The sequence below is a fragment of the Kitasatospora sp. NPDC058032 genome (assembly GCF_042885845.1).
Classification (GTDB): Bacteria; Actinomycetota; Actinomycetes; order Streptomycetales; family Streptomycetaceae; genus Kitasatospora.
On record NZ_JBHVRK010000018.1, the window covers coordinates 110430 to 125091 of the forward strand.

16 protein-coding genes are annotated in these 14662 nt (G+C 74.0%); 8 read left to right on the plus strand and 8 right to left on the minus strand.

From position 1 onward, the window contains the following. The first annotated feature begins 276 nt into the window (after window positions 1–276). Complete coding sequence (locus tag ACFVUH_RS26285; RefSeq protein ID WP_355365030.1) at window positions 277–1470, plus strand: RtcB family protein; 1194 nt, start codon at window positions 277–279, stop codon at window positions 1468–1470. 110 nt (window positions 1471–1580) lie between these two features. On the opposite strand, the gene ACFVUH_RS26290 is transcribed toward ACFVUH_RS26285, so the two are convergent. Continuing rightward, the gene (locus ACFVUH_RS26290) at window positions 1581–2096 is read right to left on the minus strand and encodes a MarR family winged helix-turn-helix transcriptional regulator (protein ID WP_355365027.1); all 516 of its coding nucleotides are present in this window, start codon (window positions 2094–2096) and stop codon (window positions 1581–1583) included. A gap of 130 nt (window positions 2097–2226) precedes the next feature. Here ACFVUH_RS26290 and ACFVUH_RS26295 point away from each other — a divergent pair, with 130 nt between their 5' ends. Next, window positions 2227–2943 carry a DUF4386 domain-containing protein gene (locus ACFVUH_RS26295; protein ID WP_355365024.1) on the plus strand — a complete coding sequence of 239 codons (717 nt, stop codon included), beginning with the start codon at window positions 2227–2229 and terminating at the stop codon, window positions 2941–2943. A 355-nt stretch (window positions 2944–3298) separates the two neighbouring features. Here the strand turns inward: ACFVUH_RS26295 and ACFVUH_RS26300 are convergent, their stop codons facing one another. Continuing rightward, window positions 3299–3928 carry a helix-turn-helix domain-containing protein gene (locus tag ACFVUH_RS26300; protein ID WP_355365021.1) on the minus strand — a complete coding sequence of 210 codons (630 nt, stop codon included), beginning with the start codon at window positions 3926–3928 and terminating at the stop codon, window positions 3299–3301. 182 nt (window positions 3929–4110) lie between these two features. On the opposite strand from ACFVUH_RS26300, the gene ACFVUH_RS26305 reads away from it, so the two are divergent. Continuing rightward, on the plus strand, window positions 4111–5118 hold the full coding sequence (locus ACFVUH_RS26305) for a medium chain dehydrogenase/reductase family protein (RefSeq protein WP_387915665.1): 1008 nt from the start codon (window positions 4111–4113) through the stop codon (window positions 5116–5118). Window positions 5119–5326: 208 nt separating this feature from the next. Next, complete coding sequence (locus tag ACFVUH_RS26310; protein ID WP_355365015.1) at window positions 5327–5596, plus strand: hypothetical protein; 270 nt, start codon at window positions 5327–5329, stop codon at window positions 5594–5596. Window positions 5597–5618: 22 nt separating this feature from the next. Here the strand turns inward: ACFVUH_RS26310 and ACFVUH_RS26315 are convergent, their stop codons facing one another. Further along, entirely contained in the window at window positions 5619–6275 is a 657-nt protein-coding gene (locus ACFVUH_RS26315) for a response regulator transcription factor (protein WP_355365012.1), read from the minus strand. 122 nt (window positions 6276–6397) lie between these two features. Then, window positions 6398–7306, minus strand: a complete 909-nt coding sequence (locus tag ACFVUH_RS26320) for a histidine kinase (protein ID WP_355365009.1) — start codon at window positions 7304–7306, stop codon at window positions 6398–6400. A 361-nt stretch (window positions 7307–7667) separates the two neighbouring features. Between ACFVUH_RS26320 and ACFVUH_RS26325 the strand changes: the two genes are divergently transcribed. The 4 genes from ACFVUH_RS26325 to ACFVUH_RS26340 all read left to right on the plus strand — a co-directional run bounded on the left by ACFVUH_RS26325 (window position 7668) and on the right by ACFVUH_RS26340 (window position 11062). After that, entirely contained in the window at window positions 7668–8654 is a 987-nt protein-coding gene (locus tag ACFVUH_RS26325) for a thiamine pyrophosphate-dependent dehydrogenase E1 component subunit alpha (protein WP_387915667.1), read from the plus strand. 22 nt (window positions 8655–8676) lie between these two features. After that, window positions 8677–9654 (plus strand): transketolase C-terminal domain-containing protein, encoded by a 978-nt coding sequence (locus tag ACFVUH_RS26330; RefSeq protein WP_355365003.1) that lies wholly within the window; start codon window positions 8677–8679, stop codon window positions 9652–9654. Between the two features lie 98 nt (window positions 9655–9752). After that, window positions 9753–10259 (plus strand): quercetin 2,3-dioxygenase, encoded by a 507-nt coding sequence (locus ACFVUH_RS26335; protein WP_387915668.1) that lies wholly within the window; start codon window positions 9753–9755, stop codon window positions 10257–10259. A gap of 167 nt (window positions 10260–10426) precedes the next feature. Continuing rightward, window positions 10427–11062, plus strand: coding sequence for a TetR/AcrR family transcriptional regulator (locus tag ACFVUH_RS26340; RefSeq protein ID WP_355364997.1), 636 nt, complete (start codon window positions 10427–10429; stop codon window positions 11060–11062). Between the two features lie 162 nt (window positions 11063–11224). On the opposite strand, the gene ACFVUH_RS26345 is transcribed toward ACFVUH_RS26340, so the two are convergent. The 4 genes from ACFVUH_RS26345 to ACFVUH_RS26360 form a co-directional block, all read right to left on the minus strand. Further along, window positions 11225–12097 (minus strand): LLM class flavin-dependent oxidoreductase, encoded by an 873-nt coding sequence (locus tag ACFVUH_RS26345; RefSeq protein ID WP_355364994.1) that lies wholly within the window; start codon window positions 12095–12097, stop codon window positions 11225–11227. A 1-nt stretch (window position 12098) separates the two neighbouring features. Continuing rightward, window positions 12099–12479 (minus strand): SchA/CurD-like domain-containing protein, encoded by a 381-nt coding sequence (locus ACFVUH_RS26350; RefSeq protein WP_355364991.1) that lies wholly within the window; start codon window positions 12477–12479, stop codon window positions 12099–12101. A gap of 62 nt (window positions 12480–12541) precedes the next feature. Then, window positions 12542–13456: an SDR family NAD(P)-dependent oxidoreductase gene (locus ACFVUH_RS26355; RefSeq protein ID WP_387915671.1), complete on the minus strand. Its 915-nt coding sequence runs from the start codon at window positions 13454–13456 to the stop codon at window positions 12542–12544. A gap of 61 nt (window positions 13457–13517) precedes the next feature. Then, window positions 13518–14579, minus strand: a complete 1062-nt coding sequence (locus ACFVUH_RS26360; protein WP_387915673.1) for an amidohydrolase family protein — start codon at window positions 14577–14579, stop codon at window positions 13518–13520. Window positions 14580–14662 lie beyond the last annotated feature (83 nt).

Below are 14662 nucleotides of genomic sequence, written 5' to 3' on the forward strand. Positions count from 1 at the left end.
GCGCCGTCGTGGCGTTAATTCCCTTGCACGGGACGCGCGGTGCGTGGGTAGATATCCCCCGGCAACCGGTGCACACACGGAGAGGAGGCGGTCACCATGCGGGTCGAGCCATTCCAGCGGCGCTCCCCGAGACTGTCCTCCCGATGCCCCTTGGCCGCCTGAGCGCCGCCAACCCCTGACATCCCCGCGTCGCGCCGGGTCTCTCTTCGCGCGGCATCCCCCCGTGGCGGCTCCCCGCCTAGGCTTGAACCGTCCGACCTTGGAGGTCGTTGAACCATGTCGTACACCGAGGTACCCGGCGTCCGGGTCCCGATCCGGATGTGGACCGATCCGGCCACCGTCGAGGGCCAGGCGATGCAGCAGCTGCGCAACATCAGCTCGCTGCCCTGGCTGCACGGGCTCGCCGTGATGCCCGACGTCCACCTGGGCAAGGGCGCGACGGTGGGTTCGGTGATCGCGATGCGCGGCGCCGTCTGCCCGGCGGCGGTCGGCGTGGACATCGGCTGCGGGATGAGCGCGGTGAAGACCTCGCTCACCGCGCAGGACCTGCCGGACGACCTGTCGCGGCTGCGCTCGCGGATCGAGCAGGCCATCCCGGTCGGCCGCGGCCTGCACGGCGAGCCGGTCGACCCGGGCCGGCTGCACGGCGTCCCGACCGGCGGCTGGGACGACTTCTGGCAGCGCTTCGACGCGGTCGCGCCCGAGGTGAAGTGGCGCCGGGAGCGGGCGGCCCAGCAGATGGCGACGCTCGGCGGCGGCAACCACTTCATCGAGGTGTGCGTCGACGACACCGGCGCGGTCTGGCTGATGCTGCACTCCGGCTCGCGCAACATCGGCAAGGAGCTGGCGGAGCACCACATGGGCGTGGCCCAGTCGCTGCCGCACAACCAGGGGCTGATCGACCGTGACCTCGCGGTGTTCGTGGCGGACACCCCGCAGATGGCCGCGTACCGGCAGGACCTCTTCTGGGCGCAGGAGTACGCCAAGCGCAACCGGGCGCTGATGATGGCGCTGTTCCAGGACGTGGTCCGGCGGGAGTTCCCGCGGGCGAAGGTCGCCTTCGACGAGGTGATCAGTTGCCACCACAACTACGTGTCGGAGGAGCGCTACGACGGTGTCGACCTGCTGGTCACCCGTAAGGGTGCGATCCGGGCCGGGGACGGCGACTACGGGATCATCCCGGGCTCGATGGGCACCGGCTCGTACATCGTCCGCGGGCTGGGCAACGAGGCGTCGTTCAACTCGGCCTCGCACGGTGCCGGGCGGAAGATGAGCCGCAACGCCGCGAAGAAGCGGTTCACCACGCAGGACCTGGCCGAGCAGACCAAGGGCGTGGAGTGCCGCAAGGACGCGGGGGTGGTGGACGAGATCCCCGGCGCGTACAAGCCGATCGAGAAGGTGATCGAGCAGCAGCGGGACCTGGTCGAGGTCGTGGCGCACCTGAAGCAGGTGGTGTGCGTCAAGGGCTGAGGCCCGGTTCCCCGCGATGAAGCCCCCGGCCGTCCGGCCGGGGGCTTCGGCATGCCGCCGGTGTGCCGTCCGTGTGCCGTCGGCGTGTTCCGGTCCGCCGCCGGGCGCGTTCAGACCCCGTCGCGCTTCGGGTTGAGCCGCCGGTAGCCGGGGTGCACCCCGGCGGTGAGGTGCTGGGCCTCGGCGATGCGGCGCAGCAGCTCCGCCAGGGCGATACGTTCCTGCGGCTCCAGGCCCGAGCAGATGGCCTCCTCGTGGGCGAGCGCCGCCTCGGCCAGCCCGCGCATCGCCTCCTCGCCCTTGGGCGCGAGGTAGAGGTCCTGGAACCGGCGGTCCTTGGGGTTGCGCCGGCGCTCGACCAGTCCGCGCGCCTCGATGGCGTCGACGAAGGCCACGAACCGGCTGGGGGACATGCCGAGCCGCCGGGCGAGCTCCTGCTGGTGCTGGCCGGGGGACAGCGCGACCGACCGGAGCAGACCGGCCTGGGCCGGGGTGAGGTCCAGCTCGGCGACCCGTCGGGCGAAGGCCTGGGCGGCGTGTTCGCCCAACTGGGAGAGGAGAAAGGCGACCTGGGCTCCCTGTGGGCCCGTGTGCGCGATCGGGGCGGGGTCGGGAGGTTCGGTCATGAAAACACGATAGCAGTGGACAATGATGTCCCGGGGTGAACTATTCTGGTTTTGGAACTACCGGCGCCGGTGCCGATCCGTTCGGCGCCGCGCCGGGCCCCAACGACCCGTTCTCGACTGGAGCGCCCCCATGACCACGACATCAGCGGTGCCGGCCGCCTCCGCCCGGCGTTCGCAGTCAGGACCGCCCTTGCTGCTGCCCGCCGTGGCGTTCGCGGCATTGATGGTGGTGTCCATCGTGCTGGCCCGGCAGACCCCGCTGCCCACCGATTCGGCAGCCGACACGCTCGCCTACTACAAGGACCACGCGACCGCCGCGAAGGTCTCCGGGACGCTGCAGTTCGGCGCCTCGCTCCCGCTGGCGGTCTGGGCCGCCATCGTCTACCAGCGGCTGCGCCGGCTCGGCGTGGTCGCGCCCGGCCCCGGCATCGCGCTGGTCTCCGGGGTGCTCGCCGCAGCGTCGATGGCGCTGTGCGGGCTCACCGTCTGGGCCGCCTCCCGGGCCGGTGACCTCGGCGACGCGCCGCTGGCCCGTTCGCTGGCGGACCTGACCTTCGCCTCCGGCGGCCCCGGGCACGTCGTCCCGTTCGCCGTGATGCTGGCCGGTGTGGCGGTGCCGATGCTGCTGCTCGGCTTCGGGCCGAAGGGCTTCGCCTGGGCCGGTCTGGTGCTCGCCGGGATCGGCGTGCTCGGCACCCTGGCGCTGCTCTCGACCAGCCTGGGCTTCTTCCTGCCGATCGCCCGCTTCGGCGGTCTGATCTGGCTGATCGCGGCCAGCGTGATCCTGCCGAAGCAGCGCCTGCCGCGCCGCACCGCCGCCTACGAGGCGGAGGCGGAGACGGTCTGAGACGGTCCGGGCCGGCCCGGACCGGTGCGAACCGGTCCGGGTCGGCCGGGATGACTGCTCCGGTGCGGTGACGGCCCGGACCCCCCGTTGGTGGTGCTCCGGGGGTGGGGCCGCCCGGGCCGGGGGAGGGCGACGGGTCGCGGCGCCGGGAGGCGCGGCGGACCGGTCGCGACCGAGCGGGCCGCTGGGCTCGTGAGGAAAAGGGAAGGCGGCGCGGCGGTGTCCTGGGGAGGAAGGCCGCCGCGCCGCCGGCCGTCGTACGGCGGGTGGTGCGTCCGGGTGCGGGTGTGAGTGCGGGCGCGGGCACGCGGGAGGGGCGAGGGGCCCCCGGTGCGCGTGGGGAGGCGCCCTGCCGTCAGGCCGCCGCGAGGCGGCGGTCGAGAACGGCGAGAATCAGCTCCTCGATCCGGCGGGCCACCGCGGCGCTGTCGCCCTCCGGGCCGGCCAGCAGATCGAAGCTCTCGAAGCTGGTCAGCATGAAGAGCAGTTCCACCAGCTCGTCCAGCTCCGCCTCGCCGACCTCGGCGTCGCGGTCGGCGAGCAGCCGGCCGAGCACCACCTGGAGGCCGCCGCGCCGCCGCTCGCCGCGGCTCTGCAGCGCGGTGTCGAGCTCCGGGTCGAGGATGCCCAGGCCGCGCAGTCGCCGCAGCGCGACCCGGCCGGAGGCGTAGAAGCCGGTGAGCACGTCGAGGATGGCGGTGAGCGCCTCCCGGCCGCTGGGCGCCATGAACGCCGCGGGCATCCTGGCCATTCCGCCGCGCTGGGCCAGGTCGTCGAAGAGCGCCTCCAGGAGGCCGGTCTTCGAGTCGAACTGGTAATAGACGGTCATCCGCGCCACTCCGGCGGTCTTGGCGACGGCGTCCATGCTGAACGAGGCCGGGCCCTTCTCCCCGGTGAGCAGCTCGCAGGCCGCCTCCAGAATGCGGGTGCGGGTCTGTTCGGCGGCTACCTGGCGTTGGCCGGCTCGGTACTGGCGTGGGCTCATGGGCTGTTGACGTCTCCTGAGGCGGGTGCTATGACATTCATTGTACACTCAGTCTATATAAAAATGCGGGGGCAGGGAACGGTCCGGCACGGACCGTCTCCCGGACCCGCCCCCGCGGAGGACCGGCGCCACTCCCACCAACGACATCTCTCCACGCGGAGGCCACGATGAGGTATCGCCATGTGAGTGTGCCGAGGATCGGCGGAGCCGAGGTCCTGAGGCTGTCCAGTGACGAGCTCCCGGCCCCGACCGTCGGTCAGGTCAGGGTCCGGGTGCTCGCCGCCGGCGTCTCCTACGGTGACATTCTGCTCCGTGCCGGTGTCATCCCCGGCGGGCCCAAGCGCCCCTTCACTCCCGGATACGACCTGGTGGGGGTGGTGGACCAGGTCGGACCGGGCACCCGGGCCCCCGAACCGGGACAGCGGGTGGTCGCGCTGGTGCGCAGCGGTGGCTACGCGGAGTACGCGCTCGTCGCCGCCAACCGCCTGGTCCCGCTGCCCGACGGGGTCGACCCGGTCGAGGCCTCGGCGCTCGCCCTCAACTACTTCATCGCCCAGCAGATGCTGCACCGGGTGGCCGAGGTCCGGCCCGGCGGGACGGTGCTGGTGCACAGCGCGTCCGGCGGCGTCGGCACCGCCTTCCTGGAACTGGCCGGGCTCGCCGGGGTCACCGTGTACGGCACCTGCTCCGCCGCCCGGGCCGAGCAGGTGCGCGCGCTCGGCGGGCGTCCGATCGACCGTGCCGAGGACTTCCTGCGGGTGGTGCGCGGACTGCCGGGCGGCGCGGTGGACGCGGTCTTCGACCCGATCGGCGGCCGGCACTTCATGCGCTCGTACCAGGCGGTGCGGCGCGGCGGCGTGATGGTCGGCTTCGGCCAGAACGCCGCGCTGCGCGGGACCGACCGGCGGGACCTGCTGACCGGCGCCCAGGGGTTCCTGGGCGGCATCGTGCTGCCGAAGCTGATCCCGGACGGGAAGCGGACCCTGTTCTACAACGCCTGGAGCCTGGAGAAGTCCCACCCGGCCGCGTACCAGCAGGACCTCGCGACCGTGCTGGAGCTGCTGCAGAAGGGGCTGGTCAGCCCGCGGGTGGGCCGCACCATGCCGCTGGACGAGGCGGCGGACGCGCACCGCGCGATGGAGAGCGCGGCCGTCACCGGGAAGATCGTGCTGGTCCCGGCCACCGCCTAGCCGGTCGCGACCCGGCGCGCGCCACCGGCCAGGGGGCGCGCGCCGGCCGCCGGGCTTCCGTCCCCGGGGCAGGGCCCCGTGACCGGGGACGGGGCAGGAAAGGTTCCCAGCGTGTTGGGGATTCCCGACCCATGACGGTGGGACGGCCGGTCCGCAGGATGGCCGTAGCACCGCTTCCCCCCGCTGCCGTCCCGCCGGAGGCCCTTCGATGCGAACCGCCCTGCACCGCGCCCACCGCCGTCTCCTGCTGCGCCGGTGGGCGCGGCGGACCGGCCGCTACCTGGCGGACGGGCTGATCTGGCTCGGACTGGCGATGGGGGCGCTCACCTCGCCCTCCGCCCTGCCGGGGGCGCGGAAGCCGGAGGACGTGCTGCCGCCGCCGGGGGTGCCCGAGTGGCATCCGGAACGGACCGGGCCGTCTCCCGCGCCGCTGACCAGGCGCGAGGAGGAGCTGTGGGCACTCCTGCTGGAGCGCTGACCGGCGCCGCGGGCCCGCCGGCTCAGTTGCCGAGGCCGGCGCGCCGGGCCCGGACGGCCGCCTCGGCGCGGTCCGCGACCTGGAGCTTGCTGAAGATCCGGGAGAGGTAGTTGCGCACCGTCTTCATCGAGAGGCCGAACTCATTGGCGATGTAGGCGTTGTTGCGGCCGTCCGCGAGCATGGTGAGCACCGCCATCTCCCGGGGGGTGAGGTCGGGGAACGGCTCGCGCTCGGGGGCCGGCCGGCGGACCTGCGCCAGCAGGTGGGCGGCGGCCTCCGGGCCGAACAGCGCCCCGCCCTGGCTGACCGCGGTGATCGCCCGGCGGACGTCGTCCAGTCCGGCGCCCTTGACCAGGTAGCCGCGGGCGCCGGCCCGGACGGCCGCGACGATGGAGTCGTCGTTGTCGTCGGCGGTCAGCATCACCACCGCGACCCGAGGGTGGCGGGCGAGCAGGGTCCGGGTCGCCTCGATGCCGTCGGTGCCGGGCATGCCGATGTCCATCAGTACGACGTCGGGCGCGAGCCGCTCGACGGCGGAGAGCACGTCCGCCCCGCTGGACGCTTCGCCGACCACCGTCAGGGAGTCGATCCGGTCCAGGAGTTGGCGTAAACCCGCCCGAAACAGCTCGTGATCGTCGACGACCAGGATGCGGAGGTTTCGGGGCGCGACCGGGTCCATGGGGGCTCCTAGGGGAGGATGAGGGAACGCGTGGAACACGCGGGAGACCGGGGGCGGGCGCGGGTCGGTCGGGCACGGACTCCGCGACGGCCCCGGGACGGGGAGGGAGGGCCTGGAGCGGGTCAGTCGAGCAGGGTGGCGCCGTCGACCAGTGCCGAGTGCGGCAGCCGGATCCGGACCGCGGTGCCGTGCGGGGTCCGGGCCGACACCGAGAAAACACCGCCGAGTTCTTTGGTGCGGACGCACATCGACGGAAGACCGATTCCGCGGTCGGCGTCCGCGGAAATGCCGATCCCGTCGTCCTCGATCGACAGGTCGAGGCCGCTTCTGCCGACCGATGCGGAGATCCGGCAGACCGACGCCCGCGCGTGCCGGGCGACATTGGCGACGGCCTCGCCGGAGATTTTCTTCAATTCGGTCTGGACGTCGGCCGGGAAATCGTCCAGGACGGTCGGCAGCTCCGTGACGAACCGCAGCCGGCCGGCCCCGGCCTCCTCGAAGGCGTGGACCTGCCGGTCCAGGAACTGGCGCAGCGTTCCGGCGGACTCGAGGGTCCGGGGCTCGGAGCGGTCGAGGTCCCGGATCACCTGGCGGACGTCGGCGATGGCGGTGCTGACGTCCTCCCGGGCCTGGGCCAGCAGGGCCGGTGCCAGCTCGGCGTCGCCGTTCAGGTTGAGGCCGGCCAGTTCCATCCGCATGTGCAGCGCGGCCAGCCGGGGAGCCAGTGAGTCGTGCAACTCCCGCCGGAGGCGGCGTCGTTCGTCGAGTCGGGCGGCGGCGTCCGGACAGCCGGACTCCGCATCGGCGGCCGCGGGCGCGGCCGTGGCGGCAGCCGGGCGGCGTGGCTGGGAAGGCGGCAGACCGGCCGCGCCGAGGCCGGTGACCAGTCCGAGCAGGGTGCTCACCAGCCGGCCGATCCGGTCGGAGGTGTTCCGTTCGCCGCGTGTGGTGAGCGCTGCCGCGCCACCCATGGCCAGGTTGGTCGGTCTTCGGTCGTCCCTGCCGGAGGGTTTGAGTATCTGGTCCAGCATGGTTCCTGAGATCCCCCCGTCGCTCGCGTCTGACCCACTGTGCACGGGCGTTTCCTGGCGCGGGGAAATGGAATTCCTCGGGCATGTCCGAAAATCGGCACGGCGGACCCCTCGCTATCGGTCCGTCGCACGTTTCAATGCCGTGATCCCAATCCACCCGAGACAAGACCTTAGGCGCGCCGTTGCACGGGGCGCAAGGGTGGGCGAGTCGGGCGGGGGAGGGGGCGGTGACGGATTCGGACACTTGGTTGCACCCATGTGAGTGAGCACTTACCCTCATGGAGTCGGGCCACAGCACGACCGGCGAACGAGGCGCGCGGCGCCCCGCCGGCGTCCCCCGGAGAGCCGAGGAGGCGACCCCATGGGCACATCCCGCACCACCGATCTGACGCTCAATCAGATCGCCGAGATCTACCGGACGATGAGCGTGATCCGGGCCTTCGAGGACCGCCTGCACGGCCTGGCGAAGAGCCTCCCGGGCGCGGTCCACCTCTACAGCGGGCAGGAGGCCGTCGCCGCCGGCGTGTGCGCGGCCCTCGCCCCCGACGACTACCTCGCGAGCACCCACCGCGGCCACGGCCACGCCATCGCCAAGGGCTGCGACGTCGAGGCGATGATGAAGGAGCTGCACGGCCGGCCGGACGGGATCTGCGGCGGCAAGGGCGGCTCGATGCACATCGCGGACTTCGACCGCGGCATGCTCGGCGCCAACGGCCTGGCCGGCGGCGGCGTCCCGCTCGCCTGCGGCGCGGCGCTGACGGCACGCCAGCAGGGCACCGGGCAGGTCGCGGTGGCCTTCACCGGCGACGGCGGCGCCAACCAGGGGGCCGTGCTGGAGAGCCTGGTGCTCGCCCGGATGCTCGACCTGCCGGTGATCTTCGCCGTCGAGAACAACGGCTACGCCCAGGCCACCCCCGCCGACCGGCACTTCTCCGGTACCGACATGGCCCAGCGCGCGGCCGGCTTCGGCATCCCCGGCGAGGTGGTCGACGGCTACGACGTGCTCGCCGTGCACACCGCCACCACCGAGGCCGTGCGCCGCGCCCGGGCCGGCGAGGGCCCGACCGTGCTGGAGTTCCGGGCCGAGCGCTTCCACGGCCACATGGAGCTGTGGGACGACCAGTCCTACCGCCCGGGCGCCGACCCGGAGCGGCTGCGCACCGAGTCCGACCCGCTGCTGCTGCTCCGCTCCCGGATCGCCGACGGCACCGTGGCCGGACCCGCCGCCTTCGAGCTCGACCGGATCGACCGGGACGCCACCGCGCTCGTCGAGGCCGCGGTCGTGGCCGCCGCCGAGCCCTTCACGGCCGACCCGCGCAGCCTGCTCGACCACGTCTACACCCGCTGACCGCCCCGGAGGAGGGATCCACGTGCGCACCATCACGTACCAGCAGGCGATCGGCGAGGCGCTGACCCAGCAGATGCGCTTCGACCGCTCGGTGGTCCTCATGGGCGAGGACAGCACCAACGCCTGGGGCCCGACCAAGGGCCTGCACCTCGAATTCCCGGACCGCGTGCTCGACATGCCGATCACCGAGGCCGCCTTCGTCGGCGCCGCGGTCGGTGCCGCCGCGACCGGCCTGCGCCCGGTGGTCGACCTGCTCTTCGTCGACTTCGCCACCGTCTGCTTCGACCAGATCGCCAACCAGGCGGCCAAGTTGCGCTACATGGCCGGCGGGCGGATCTCGGTCCCGCTGGTGCTGCGCGCGATGTGGGGCACCGGCCTGCGCCGCGGCGCCCAGCACTCGCAGGCGCTGCACCCGCTCTTCGTGCACCTGCCCGGCCTCAAGGTGGTCGCGCCGTCCAGCCCGTACGACGCCAAGGGGCTGATGGCGCAGGCACTGGTGGACGACGACCCGGTGCTGTTCCTGGAGCACAAGATGCTCTACTTCGTGCCCGGCGGGGTCCCCGAGGAGCCGTACGCGATCCCGTTCGGCTCGGCCAAGGTGGTCCGGCCCGGGACGGACTGCACGGTGGTCGCGATCGGCCGGATGGTCTCGGTCGCGCTCGCCGCCGCCGAGCAGCTCGCCGCCGAGGGCGTGCAGATCGAGGTGATCGACCCGCGGACGCTGTCCCCGCTGGACACCTCGACCATCTACGGCAGCGTGGAGCGCACCGGGCGGCTGGTGGTGGTCGACGAGGCCCACCCCCGGTGCAGCCTGGCCACCGACATCGCCGCGCAGGTCGCGCAGGACCGCTTCTCGGCGCTGCGCGGGCCGGTCAGGATGGTCACCGGGCCGCACGCGCCGGTGCCGTTCAGCCCCGAGCTGGAGGACGCCTTCGCCCCGGGGCCGGACCAGGTGGCGGCCGCCGTGCGGGCCACCGGGCTGGTGCGGAGCGCGGCCTGAGCGCCGCACCGCCGCACCGTCGCACCGACGATCCATCAGCTTCCGTACCGCTGTGCTGCCGGGCCCGGGTCCGGGCCCGCCGACCGAGGAGGAACCGAGTGACGTCCCAACCGTTCGTGAAGCAGCCCGACGAGGGCCGCGCCATCTGGCACGTGGGCGCGCTGCTCAAGTTCAAGGCGACCGGCGCCGAGACCAACGGGCAGTTCTGGCTCGCCGAGCAGCTGTCCCCGGCGGGCTACGCCTCGCCGGTCCACCTGCACACCCGCGAGGACGAGTTCTTCATCGTCCAGGAGGGTGAGATGGTGCTGCGGATCGGCGACGACGAGCACAAGGTCAGCCCGGGCGCGACGGTCTTCGCGCCGCGCGGCATCGCCCACCAGTACCGGGTGGAGACCGAGGGGACCAGGTTCCTGGTGCTGGGCACCCCGGCCGGGTTCGAGGAGTGGTTCTTCCGGACCGGCGAGCCGGCCACCAGCCTGGAGCTCCCGCCGCCGCTGCAGGGTCCGCCGGACTTCGCCCGGCTGCTCGGCGCGCTGGAGCCGCTCGGCGTGCAGCTGATCGGGCCGCCGCCCGGGCCGGGCGGGCCCGCCGGGCCGCCGCGCTGACCGGTGCCGCCGCTTCCTTCGCCGGCCCCGTCGCCCTTCGCGGGCGGTGGGGCCGGCGTGCTGGTCGAAACCTGTGAGCGGGCACTCACCTGCACGCTATCCTTCGGGTACCCCTCCGCAGCCGCGGACCGGTTCGCAACCGGCCGCCCCGTTCCCTCGGAGCCTTCATGAGTATGCGCGAGCAGATCGTCGACGCCGCCGAGCGGGTGATCCGGGACCTCGGCCTGGCCCGCTGCACCACCAAGGAGATCGCCGAGGTGGCGGGCTGCTCCGAGGGCACCATCTACCGGCACTTCCGCAGCAAGGAGGACGTCTTCCTGGCCGTCCTCGCCGAGCGGCTGCCCGGCCTGCTGCCGGTGCTGCGGGCGCTGCCGGAGGAGGTCACCAGCGAGGGCGAGGTCCGGGCGGCCCTGCAGCAGGTGGCCGAGGAGGCGCTCGCCTTCTACCGGGAGTCGATGCCGATGCTGCTGTCGGTCTTCGCCGAACCCAAGCTGCTCGACCGCCACCGGGAGTGGATGCAGGCCAACAACGCGGGGCCGCACCGGGCCGCCGAGCTGCTGGCCGACTACCTGCGGCGGGCACAGCGGGCCGATCTGGTCAGCCGGGACGCCGACCCGGTGGCGGCGGCCCAGCTCCTGCTCGGCGCCTGCTACCTGGCCGCCTACGGGGGCGTGTTCGCCAGCCCGGCCGGCGGTTCGGAGGCGCTGCGCGAGGCCGAGGCCTTCGTCCGCCAGCTCTGGCGTACGCTCGCCCCGGTCGACCGCCCCGCGGCGCCCGCGAAGGGCCGCGGCAAGTCCCGCTGAGGCGGGTGACCCTCCCCGCCCCGGCGGCGGGAGGGCGAAGAGCGGCCCGCCGCCCGGTGAGCAGTACCGGGCGGCGGGCCTTCGCCTCGGGAGGGGCCGGCGGCGCAACGGCGGAGGGGCGGACGGCTGGATGCCGTCCGCCCCTGCCCGTCGTACCTCGGTTCAGCCCTGGAGCCCCAGGACCTGGGCCGCCGCCGTGACCTGGCCGAGGTCCCCGGCGCACGGCATCAGCAGCAGCTCGTCGCAGCCCGACTCGGCGTACTTGCCGACGATCCCGCGCAGCTTGCCGGGGTTGTCGGCCGCACCGCGCAGGATGTGGTCGACGAACGGCCCGGCGTCCCGGTAGTAGGACCGCAGATAGCCCTCGGTGTGCTTGCCGGCGTCCTCGCCGAGCGCGAAGTACGCCAGCGCCACCAGCCGCGGCGCCCCGGTCCGCCCCTCGGCGGCCCACTGCTCGCGCAGTGCCTGGGCGCCCTGGGCGAACATCACCGGTCCGGTGCCGCCGCCGATCCAGCCGTCGGCCAGCCGGGCCGCCCGCCGCAGCGCGGCCGGCGAGTGCCCGCCCAGGATCAGCTCGGGCCCGTCCGGCCGGACCGGGGCCGGGCCGACCGCCGGCTCCCGGCCGGACTGCGCGTCGGCCCAGTGCCGGCGCAGCTCGGCCACCTGGGTGCCGGTCCGGGCGCCGCGGCCGGTCTTCTCGACCTGCCCGACCTCGAAGTCGTCCTGGCGCGAGCCGACCGCCAGGCCGAGGGTCAGCCGCCCGCCGGAGAGCCGGTCCACGGTGGCCGCCTGCTTGGCCAGCAGCGCGGTGTTGGCGCGCAGCGGCGAGATGAGGATGCTGGTCGCCAGACCGATCCGCCCGGTCACCGCGGCGGCGGCGGCCAGCGTGGTGAGCGGCTCCCAACTGGTGTGCACCAGGCGGTCGATGGTGCCGAGGGTGGAGAACCCGGCCTCCTCGGCGAGCCGGGCCCAGGCGACCACGTCGGCGCCGGCCGCGCCGGCCAGCGAGGTCGGCAGTCCGATTCCGACCTTCATCTCACTCACCCTCGATCGGCTGGTCGTGGCGGCGGGAGAGCACGTTCTCCATCGAGGCCAGCCGGAAGAAGGCCTGTGCGCCCTCCCGGCTGGTCATGTCGCGGGGAACGGCGAGGTGCTTCTCCAGCTCCCGCTCGAACTCGCGGACGGCGGGCTGCTGGCTCATGTGCGCGGCCACCAGCGGCAGCGGGCCCTCGATCTCGATCACCCGGACGGCCAGTTCCCGGCCCACGAAGGCCTGGGTGCCGAGGAGCTTGCCGACCACGGTGCCGTCGGGCGCCTTGACGTCGAAGTCCGGGCGGCCGCTCTTGCGGAAGAGGTCCTTGACGATGTCCTCGCTGCCCGGCAGCAGCGGGTAGTACAGCGCGTGCCACGTGCTCATGGATCGTCTCCTGACGGTTCGGGGCCGGGCTCGGCCCGTCGGTGGGTGGGAAGGCGCGGGGGTCACTGGCTGGCGGTGACGCCGCCGTCCACGTACAGCACCTGGCCGGTGACGAAGCCGGCCCGCGGCGAGGCGAGGAAGGTGACGGCGTCCGCCACCTCGTGCAGTTCGGCGGTGCGGCCGAGCGGGATCCGGCCGAGCACCATCCGCATGAACTCCGGGTTGCCGGCGTTCTCCTGGACGAAGTCGGTGCGCACGAAGCCGGGGGCGACGGCGTTCACCGCGATCCCGTGCCGGCCCCATTCGGCGGCCAGCTGCTTGACCAGCAGGTCCAGGCCGGCCTTGCTGGCGCCGTAGGCGCTGAAGCCGCGCCGGGCGCCGAACTTGCCGCGCACCGAGGAGAGGTGGACGATCCGGCCGCCGCCGGCCGCGATCATCGCCCGGCCGACCGACTGGGAGAGCCAGAAGGCGCCCAGCAGGTTGGTGTCGACGATGGTGCGCCAGTCCTCCTCGGAGATGGTCTCGGCGCCGACGGTGACCAGCGCGCTGGCGCAGTTCACCAGGACGTCGATGCCGCCCCAGTCGGCCGCCACCGCGTCCACCAGCCGGTCGACGTCGGCGCGGTCGGCGACGTCCACGGCGTGCGGGGCGACCGTGCCGCCGCGGGCGGCCAGCGGGTTCAGCCGTTCGGCGGCCTCCTCGGCCTTCTTCAGCGAGCGGCCGGCGACGGCGACCTTGGCGCCCTGGGCGGCGAGGTCCGCCGCCACGGCCGCGCCGATGCTGCCGTAGCCGCCGACCAGCAGGACCCGGCAGCCGAGGAACTCCCGTTCGGCCGGGACGCGTTCGGGCGCGGGCCGGGGCGGTGCCGCGGCCCCGGGCGGGCCGCCGATCCCCGGGGGTGGGCCGCCGACGCCCGGGGGTGGTCCGCCGAAGCCCTGGGGCGGGCCGGGCGGTTGGGTCGGTGCGGCTGCCGTCATGGCAGCACCTCCCTGTCGCGTGTCGGTGTGTGCGGATGTTCTGACGGAACGTCAGAAGTGCTCAGGCTGCGGCGGACGAGCCCGGCAGGCCGAACAGCTCGGCGGCGTTGTCGTGCCGGATCCGCGCGACGGTGGCGGCGTCCAGGCCGAGGCCGTCCAGCCGGGCCAGCGACGCGTCCAGTGGCGCGCTCATCGGCGGGGAGTCGGTGCCGAACATGACGTTGCCGGCCCCGAAGGCGTCGACGGCGGCGGCCACGGCCCGCAGGCTCGGGGTCGCGGTGTCGACGTACACCCGGCGCAGCGCCTCGGCGAGCGGCGGTACGGCGGGCCCGCCCGGCCCGCCCGGCCCGGCCGTCCCAGGTCCGCCGGGACCGCCGGGGCCGCCCGCTCCGGGCCCGCCGACCCCCGGGGGCGGCCCGCCGGGGCCGCCCCCGGGAGCGCCGCCCGGCCGCCCGAAGGTGACCGGCATCCGCCGGGCCAGCTCCAGCCGCTCCAGCAGCAGCGGCAGCCCGCCGCCGCAGACCGGGGCGACGATCCGCAGCTCCGGGTACTTCTCCAGCCAGCCGGCGAACAGCACCGCCGCCGTCCCGAGCGTGACGTCGCACGGCCGGGCGATCTGCTCGACCAGCCGCAGGTCGTCCAGTTCCCCGGCCCCGGCCGGTTCGGCCGGCGGGTGCAGCATCACCGGGGTGCGGTACTGGGCGGCCATCGCGAAGAAGGCGTCGGCCTGCGGGGTGTCCAGGAACCGTCCGGCGACGGAGGAGTTGACCATCAGACCGACGAATTCGTCCTGCTCCAACCGCTTGGCGGCGGCGGCGAGTTCGGCGTCGGATCCGAGCGGGTTGGTGTAGACGTAGCCGCGCAGCGCGGTGGGCCGGGCGCGGACCTGCTCGCCGAGCCAGTCGTGGAAGCGTTCGAGGGTGTCCAGCGGCTGGCGGTAGTTGTCTAGGCCGGGCGTGCGCACCATGGTGCCCGCGCCGACGGGACTGCCGACCAGGGACGTGGTGATCCCGGCCGCCGCCTTGAGCTCCACCATGCCGTCGACGTCGGCGAGGCTCGGCGGCATGGGGAAGCGGCGGAAGAGTTCGGGCGACGTGATGTGGCCGTGCACATCGATCGTCATCGGCTCGGCACCTCCTGGGACGGCCGCCGGCCGGTCGGCGCGGCGGGGGTGGTCACGGGCCCCGGGCACTCGGTGAGTGAGTG

Excerpts from the sequence above, each read along its gene's own strand:
- ACFVUH_RS26285 (WP_355365030.1), top strand. The coding sequence starts at position 277 with ATGTCGTACACCGAGGTACCCGGCGTCCGGGTCCCGATCCGGATGTGG.
- ACFVUH_RS26290 (WP_355365027.1), bottom strand. The coding sequence starts at position 2,096 with ATGACCGAACCTCCCGACCCCGCCCCGATCGCGCACACGGGCCCACAG.
- ACFVUH_RS26295 (WP_355365024.1), top strand. The coding sequence starts at position 2,227 with ATGACCACGACATCAGCGGTGCCGGCCGCCTCCGCCCGGCGTTCGCAG.
- ACFVUH_RS26300 (WP_355365021.1), bottom strand. The coding sequence starts at position 3,928 with ATGAGCCCACGCCAGTACCGAGCCGGCCAACGCCAGGTAGCCGCCGAA.
- ACFVUH_RS26310 (WP_355365015.1), top strand. The coding sequence starts at position 5,327 with ATGCGAACCGCCCTGCACCGCGCCCACCGCCGTCTCCTGCTGCGCCGG.
- ACFVUH_RS26315 (WP_355365012.1), bottom strand. The coding sequence starts at position 6,275 with ATGGACCCGGTCGCGCCCCGAAACCTCCGCATCCTGGTCGTCGACGAT.
- ACFVUH_RS26320 (WP_355365009.1), bottom strand. The coding sequence starts at position 7,306 with ATGCTGGACCAGATACTCAAACCCTCCGGCAGGGACGACCGAAGACCG.
- ACFVUH_RS26325 (WP_387915667.1), top strand. The coding sequence starts at position 7,668 with ATGGGCACATCCCGCACCACCGATCTGACGCTCAATCAGATCGCCGAG.
- ACFVUH_RS26340 (WP_355364997.1), top strand. The coding sequence starts at position 10,427 with ATGAGTATGCGCGAGCAGATCGTCGACGCCGCCGAGCGGGTGATCCGG.
- ACFVUH_RS26345 (WP_355364994.1), bottom strand. The coding sequence starts at position 12,097 with ATGAAGGTCGGAATCGGACTGCCGACCTCGCTGGCCGGCGCGGCCGGC.
- ACFVUH_RS26350 (WP_355364991.1), bottom strand. The coding sequence starts at position 12,479 with ATGAGCACGTGGCACGCGCTGTACTACCCGCTGCTGCCGGGCAGCGAG.
- ACFVUH_RS26355 (WP_387915671.1), bottom strand. The coding sequence starts at position 13,456 with ATGACGGCAGCCGCACCGACCCAACCGCCCGGCCCGCCCCAGGGCTTC.
- ACFVUH_RS26360 (WP_387915673.1), bottom strand. The coding sequence starts at position 14,579 with ATGACGATCGATGTGCACGGCCACATCACGTCGCCCGAACTCTTCCGC.